The 7,324-nt window shown below is 33.7% G+C and carries 5 protein-coding genes; all 5 read left to right on the top strand.

Translation table 11 applies throughout. From position 1 onward, the window contains the following. The first annotated feature begins 328 nt into the window (after positions 1-328). The 5 genes from EDD63_RS08465 to EDD63_RS08445 all read left to right on the top strand — a co-directional run bounded on the left by EDD63_RS08465 (position 329) and on the right by EDD63_RS08445 (position 7,047). Entirely contained in the window at positions 329-1,612 is a 1,284-nt protein-coding gene (locus tag EDD63_RS08465; RefSeq protein WP_166667593.1) for an RNA polymerase sigma factor, read from the top strand. A 21-nt stretch (positions 1,613-1,633) separates the two neighbouring features. After that, positions 1,634-3,760: an InlB B-repeat-containing protein gene (locus tag EDD63_RS11605; protein ID WP_134170418.1), complete on the top strand. Its 2,127-nt coding sequence runs from the start codon at positions 1,634-1,636 to the stop codon at positions 3,758-3,760. A gap of 108 nt (positions 3,761-3,868) precedes the next feature. After that, complete coding sequence (locus EDD63_RS08455) at positions 3,869-5,344, top strand: DEAD/DEAH box helicase (RefSeq protein WP_134170416.1); 1,476 nt, start codon at positions 3,869-3,871, stop codon at positions 5,342-5,344. Positions 5,345-5,509: 165 nt separating this feature from the next. Further along, complete coding sequence (locus EDD63_RS08450) at positions 5,510-5,899, top strand: hypothetical protein (RefSeq protein WP_134170414.1); 390 nt, start codon at positions 5,510-5,512, stop codon at positions 5,897-5,899. Positions 5,900-5,967: 68 nt separating this feature from the next. After that, positions 5,968-7,047: a DNA recombination protein RmuC gene (locus tag EDD63_RS08445; protein ID WP_134170412.1), complete on the top strand. Its 1,080-nt coding sequence runs from the start codon at positions 5,968-5,970 to the stop codon at positions 7,045-7,047. Positions 7,048-7,324 lie beyond the last annotated feature (277 nt).

Below are 7,324 nucleotides of genomic sequence, written 5' to 3'. Positions count from 1 at the left end.
AAACTGTCGAAACATGTTGGAAAGCCGTATACGTTAGTAGCGTACGTACGGTTTGATAAGGGGCGATTGAAGTAATTCAGTCGCCTACTTTTTATGTATTCATAAGTTTATTACAGATAAGAAACAATGCATTTTATAAAGGAAAGGTCGTATATGACTGAAAACGAACTGTCTATGTCAATTGTGTCAATTCTTGTATTTTAATGGATAGAATAATTTTTTTAAAAAGTGTGGAAGTTTTTATAAAAACGGTGTGTCACTCATTATACCAAGAGGAAAAAATGTGAGGAGTGATGTAGAAATGTGATGTGAAAGGAAGGAAATTGGTGTGAAAAATAAATTTAATTATGTTGATGAGACGGTGATTCGAAAAGCACAACACGGGGATGTAGATGCATTTTCATCAATCTACAAAGCACACTACAATCAAGTGTATTTTGTGGCGTGTCAGTATTACAGGGATGAGGAAATTGCAAAAGATATCGTTCAGGAAGTATTCATTCTCGTTTTTCGAAAAATCAAAGAACTAAGAAACCCGGAGGCTTTTAGTTTATGGTTGCGAAAAATAACATACTCAGTATGTATGAATCAAGGACGACGAAAGATGCAAATTATTGACTTAGGTGAAAATAAGAGTATTGAAGATTTTAAAGATCATAAAGGCGTATCAGCTGCCAAAGAATTCGAAAATACAAGAATTAAAGAAGTTATTTTCGAATCATTAGATACGATGAGTGATTCATTAAAAGAGGTAGGATTGTTGCGGTACTATGAAGGATTACAAATTGAAGAAATTGCTGAACTTTTAGTGATTCCAAAAGGAACAGTGAATTCAAGATTGAATCGAATTCGTAAGAAGCTACAAGTAGATTTAAAGAACCAAGGGATATCACCAAACAGTTACGTGTTTGCTTTATCACCGATGATCTTACAAACGTTGTATCGGGAATTTAGTACACGATTTGTATTAAACCAACAAGCTAGTATGGAAATATTACAATCCATATTGCAACCAAAACATGTTGCGAAAACTGCAGTCTTGTTAAAACTGTTGTTTGGAGGAGCTATTGGGGCAGGTGTGATTGCTGGAGCAATTATATTCATTCCATCTTCTCAACCAACACCTGTAAAACAAGAGCCAGTAAAGCAAGAAGTAATAGTTCATGCAAAAATAAAAAATATTACATATAACGAGGCTTGGACAAATAAAGCTGTACCATTACATGTGGAAACAACAGATGGACAGTACGATGAGATATGGATTGATGGCAAAAAAGAAGATGCCATTACAGAAAATGGGAAACATAAAGTTCAGTTAGTATCAAAGGGAAAAGTTATTGACGAAAAGGAAATAGAAATATCAAATATTGATATTTATAGTCCAAATGGAACTTATAAAAAAGAGAGTGATACATTTACGTATTACCTATATGATGATGCATCAACTATCGATAGTAACAGCATACGGTTTTATCGTGATGAGCAAAGAAGTTCATCGTACACATATGATGCAGAAAATCATATTTTGAGAATTGTTTCTCCAGGGAAAAGTATAGATTATTTTTATATTAGTGATTATGCCGGAAATGAGTTAGAAATAGTGATTCATTAAAAAGAAAAAGGATGGAAATATATGATGACAAGAAAAGTAAAGAGAATACATAATGCAAGTAAATTATTACTTGTGTGTATCATTGCTTTAACAAGCATGGTAGCACATACATATGCATCAGAAGTTGATGTAATGCAAGCAGGTACAACGAAAAATGGAACAATTAATGAACCAAGTTGGAGTGCAAATGAGAGTGTAAGTACACAAGCAGAATTGGAAGCCGCAATTGTAAGTGCAACTCAACCAACAACGATTCAATTGAGTCAGGACATTGTACTGACTTCCACAATTACAATTCCTACGGATAAAGTGATTGCACTTACATCTTCAACAAATACAGTTGCACTAGATGGGAATGGTGCAGTTCGTGTAATTCATAATTATGGAACATTGTATGTAAAAGATATGGTAATTAAAAATGGACTTCATCCAGATCGCGGTTCAGCAATCTATAATGAAGCAAGTGCAGTACTTGTACAACAAGGTGCGATCATTGAAGACAATGTACATACTGGAGGTAGTTTACATGATGTGACTATCAATAAAATGTCTGGTGGTACAGTATATAATGAAGGAATGTTTACTTTGCAAAGTGGAGTAATTCGTAATAATCAAGCAGCAAATGGTGGTGGAGTTCAAAACTACAATGGTGCGACATTTATTATGGAAAACGGTGAAATATCAAACAACACAACAAAGCAATCTGGTGGGGCAATTCAAACTACTGGTGCAAGTGTTGTCATTAATGGAGGAAAGATTTCTCACAACAGAACTACCACAAGTGGTGGTGCGATATATGCGCATACACGTACTGTAGATGCATTTACTGAAATATCATCAAGTGTAGTAATAACAGGTGGTGAAATTTCTAACAATGCTGGTGAATGTGGTGGAGCAATTCATAGCGTTGGTTCACCGGTTACTATTTATGGAGGAACAATTTCAAATAACACTGCAACGAATAGTGGTGGTGGACTCTATGGAATACTTGGTACAGCAATGACGATTTATGGTGGTCGTATTGATAGGAACACAGCAGATCTTCGTGGAGGAGGAATAAGTATTAGTGACAATTCTTCTTCACTTACAATTTATAATGTTGAATTATTAAATAATACTGCTGCTGAATTTGGTGGTGCGATTGATAATGGTGTAGATATGATTATGCATGATGGAGTTATTAGTGGAAATACATCGAAAAATGGTGGAGCAATTTTCCAATCAAAAACAAGTGCTACGATCAAAATCGACAAAGCAACAATTTCAAATAATGTGGCTTCAGTTGATGGTGGAGCAATCTTGATACGATATATTGATCCAAAGCAAGTACAACCTTCACATGCATCACAACTAGAGAAGATTAAGATCGGTGCTGATGTTGTATTCTCAAACAATAAAGCTTCATTCTCAACTAGACTTCGTAAAGAACATGAAGTACTTCATGCAGATAAAATAAAAACAACTACATTTACAGCACCATTTACACATGCATACAATAATAATGATATAAGCTATCGAGACTATTTAAAGACGGTTACTTTTGATCCAAATGGTGGCTCTTTAGAAGATGATGAGCCACGCCTTACACCTAGTGAAGAAACAATTGATTCATTACCTTCAGAGCCAGTGCGTGATGGATATACATTCGTTGAATGGAATACAGAACCAGATGGTTCAGGATATACATTTACAGATAAAACAAAAGTGGATGATGATGTAACTATCTATGCAGTATGGGAAAAGAATGATGATCCAGTTGATCCAGTTGATCCAGTTGATCCAGTAGACCCAGTAGATCCAGTAGACCCAGTAGATCCAGTAGACCCAGTAGACCCAGTAGACCCGGTTGATCCAGTAGACCCGGTTGATCCAGTAGATCCAGTTGATCCAGTAGACCCAGTAGATCCAGTGGACCCAGTTGATCCAATTGATCCAGTAGATCCAGTGAAACCTGTGGATCCAGTAAAACCAGGAAATGATAAAAATACAGAACTACGTCCAAGTGTAGCAAATCCAAGTGCAACAACAACTGTAAAAACAGGTGATACAACATCTGTAGGTGTTTATTTTGCACTAGCAATACTTGCAGGATGCATGATTCTTGTGCTTCAAGTGAGAAATGCAAAAAAGACGGGTAAGGATGTATAATTTATAATATAGAGAAACAGGTAGGAAACTACTTGTTTTCTTTTGTAACTGGACGAAATGATGCTTTGCAAGTATACTTGGGAGTGCAAACCAAAGAAAGTAAAGATAATGAAGAAATTTAATACATACGGATTTGAAAAAGATATTGTAAAAGCAATAGATACGTTAGGTTATATACAACCTACAAAGGTTCAAGAACAGTTATTTCCTGTGATTTTAAACAATGAAGATGCGATTGTGAAATCACAAACAGGAAGTGGAAAAACTGCTGCTTTTGCAGTGCCTATTTTAAATCAACTGCAATGGGATATTCGAACACCGCAAGTACTTGTTTTAGTGCCAACTAGAGAACTTGCATTACAAGTAAAAGATGAAATGTTTAATCTAGGTAGATATAAACGACTAAATACACAAGCTATATTTGGAAAGATGTCTTTTGAAGGACAAAGAAAACAATTAGCACAACGTACACATGCTGTCGTTGGAACTCCTGGACGTGTACTTGATCATTTACAACAAAATACACTCGATGTAAGCAATATTAAGTATGTCGTGATTGATGAAGCAGATGAAATGTTTACAATGGGTTTTGAAGAAGAAATGCATCAAATTCTACAACAACTGCCATCAAATCGTGTAAATATATTGCTATCAGCAACACTAGATGAACATATTGAAAAACTATGTTCAAGATATATGAAGAAGCCTACGTATATTGAAGTAACAAGTGAGCGAAATGTCTTTGATATGATACATCAAGATGCATACGAAGCAGACAATAAAGATGAATTGCTACAGGCTATCTTAATAAACGAAAATCCTGAAAGTGCAATTGTTTTCTGTAATATGCAAGAAACAGTAAATCATGTAGCAAGTGAAATTCTATTTGATACAAAAGTTGCGCGTAAGTTACATGGTGGAATGGATCAAAAAGATCGAATCAAAGTAATTACAGACTTTAAACTGGGATATTTTCGTTATTTAATTGCAACTGATGTTGCAGCTAGAGGTCTAGATATTGAAAAGGTTGAATTGATTGTAAATTATGATGTTCCCACAGATGTACAAACCTATGTACATCGTATTGGACGAACAGGTCGTATAGATCATGAAGGAAAAGCAATAACATTATTTGAGCCACAACAAAGAAAGCAGATCAAAGCATTTGAAGATGAACTACAGACAATAATTCAAATGCAGACACCATTACATATGGAAGATGTAGAAGATAAACGACAAATATATGAACAAACACTACAACAAAAACGCAAACTTATTAAAGAAAAGAGTCTAGCATTTAACAATGATATTATGAAGTTGCATATTAATGCTGGAAAGAAAACGAAGATGCGTGCTGGTGATATTGTAGGTGCAATTACTTCTATTGAAGGAATTCATGCTGAAGATATTGGCGTGATTGCAATTGTTGATGTTTCTACATTTGTTGAAATCTTGAATGGTAAAGGTCAGAAAGTATTTGATGCACTACAAAACTTGCCAATCAAAGGAAGAATACGTAATGTAAGTAAAGCGAACATCACAAAATACGAACAAGATATTCGTGACCAAGATTTTTCTGAATAATGTAAAAGTGTATTAAAATGAGTTGATTAAAGCCATACATTTTATTATACATAGTTTAACAAGTATAAAACTAAAGAAGTGGAGCCATGCAAAAGACAAAATCAATAAAATTAGATACAATAAACGTGTAGTAATTTATATATATTAGGAAAGGAATGTTGAATTATGGAAAAAACTATATATCAAAAGCAACCAAACTTAGATTATCGTAGTTTAGTTATGGTTTATTTCAATGGAAGTGAACGTTATCTTGCTCACTCATTTATCCATAATGGACGTGAAGGGAAGTATTTGTCAATCTTATATAAAGATCCATTACCTGAAGGAGATTTTATTGCAGGTTGGAACTATTTAGATGATAATTCGTTCTCGATGGTAATGGTTCCAGAAGTATCACAAGAACTAGCAGTAGAAGATTTCTATGCTGCTTGGAATCCAGATATGATAACAAAAGGAATCGAAATTATTGAAGTTAAAGGATTTGATGAAATCAATCGTTTAATGGCAGATCCAGAAGTAAACCAACAAGAGTTTTTATTTTTTGGAAGAAAGTAGAAAAGCGCACAATCGTGCGTTTTTATTTTAGCCAAAAGATAGTATGATATACTTACATAGGTGATATTATGAATACAGAAATGATACTGATTGGATTACTTATTATATTAATTGCACTGCTACTTGTCGTGCTTTTTGTTGTATTGAAGCAACAGAAACACGAAGATCATGAAGAACTTGATCGACTACAAAAACAACTACTTGATTTTCAACTCGCGATAAGTCAAAGTGTGCGAAATGATATGAATATGTTAAATGAGAATACAGCAGAAAAACTAAACAAGATGCAACAAAGCTTAAACCAACAAGTCAATGTATCTTTTGAGTCAACAGGGAAAGTGTTTCGCGAAGTGATGAATCAAATTGGTAAGATTGATAAAACACAAGAACAGTTAACACTACTTTCACATGACATATCAAGTTTGCATAACATATTAAATGATAAGAAAACGCGTGGAATTTATGGAGAAGTAGAATTATATCAAATTTTAGAAAACGCATTTGGTTTAGATCAAACACGCTATCAAAAACAGTATAAATTATCAAATGGACATATTGTAGATGCGATTATTTTTGGAAATGATGCATTAGGCAAAATTCCAGTGGATTCAAAGTTTCCTTTAGAGAATTTCAATCGTTTAATGGATCCTGAATTAGTACAAGCTCAAAAAACTACAGTTTACAATATGTTTAAACACGATGTGAAAAAGCATATTGATGCAATTGCAACAAAGTATTTAATTAAAGATGAAACCAGTGAGTTTGCGTATATGTTTATTCCAGCAGAAGCGATATTTTCATATATTAGTTCAAACATGGAAGAAGTTATAACGTACTCATATCAAAAACATGTCTATTTAGTTTCACCAACAACCTTAATGGCATATATTACTGCGATTAAAGCACTATATTTAGGACAACAAAAAAATGAAAAGATGCAAGATATTCAAATGGAGTTGAATAAACTTGCAGTGGAGTTTGATCGTTTTACTGATCGTTATCAAGCAGTTGCTAATGATTTACAACGAACACATAAAGATATGCAACAAGTACTAATTACTGCAAATAAAATAGAAAAACGCTTTAGACAAATTGAAGCAGTTGAACTTGAAGAAGTGAGTGAGACACCAAATTTGCCAACAATGTAGACAAAAATACCAAATCTTTGTAAATGTATGTTACTTCTCTTTATATCGACTATAATGAATGTATAAACAAAGAATCCAAAAGGTTCAAACATAAATGGAGGTGTTGCGATGGATGTTGAAATCATAACCAACAGCCAAAGAAAAGTAAAACTTCAAAAGAATAGGAGGGGAGTAAATTAGAAATATTGGTTGATGGTATTGTCTTCCAAAAGAATAATGAAAGAAGTAAGGATGTAAGGTCCTTGCTTTTTTTGTAGTCCATATAAAAAGATATGAG

This window comes from Breznakia blatticola (assembly GCF_004365815.1).
GTDB classification, from domain to species: domain Bacteria; phylum Bacillota_I; class Bacilli_A; order Erysipelotrichales; family Erysipelotrichaceae; genus Breznakia; species Breznakia blatticola.
The sequence above is the reverse complement of the archived record's forward strand: the minus strand, read 5'-3'. Positions and strand labels throughout refer to the sequence as shown.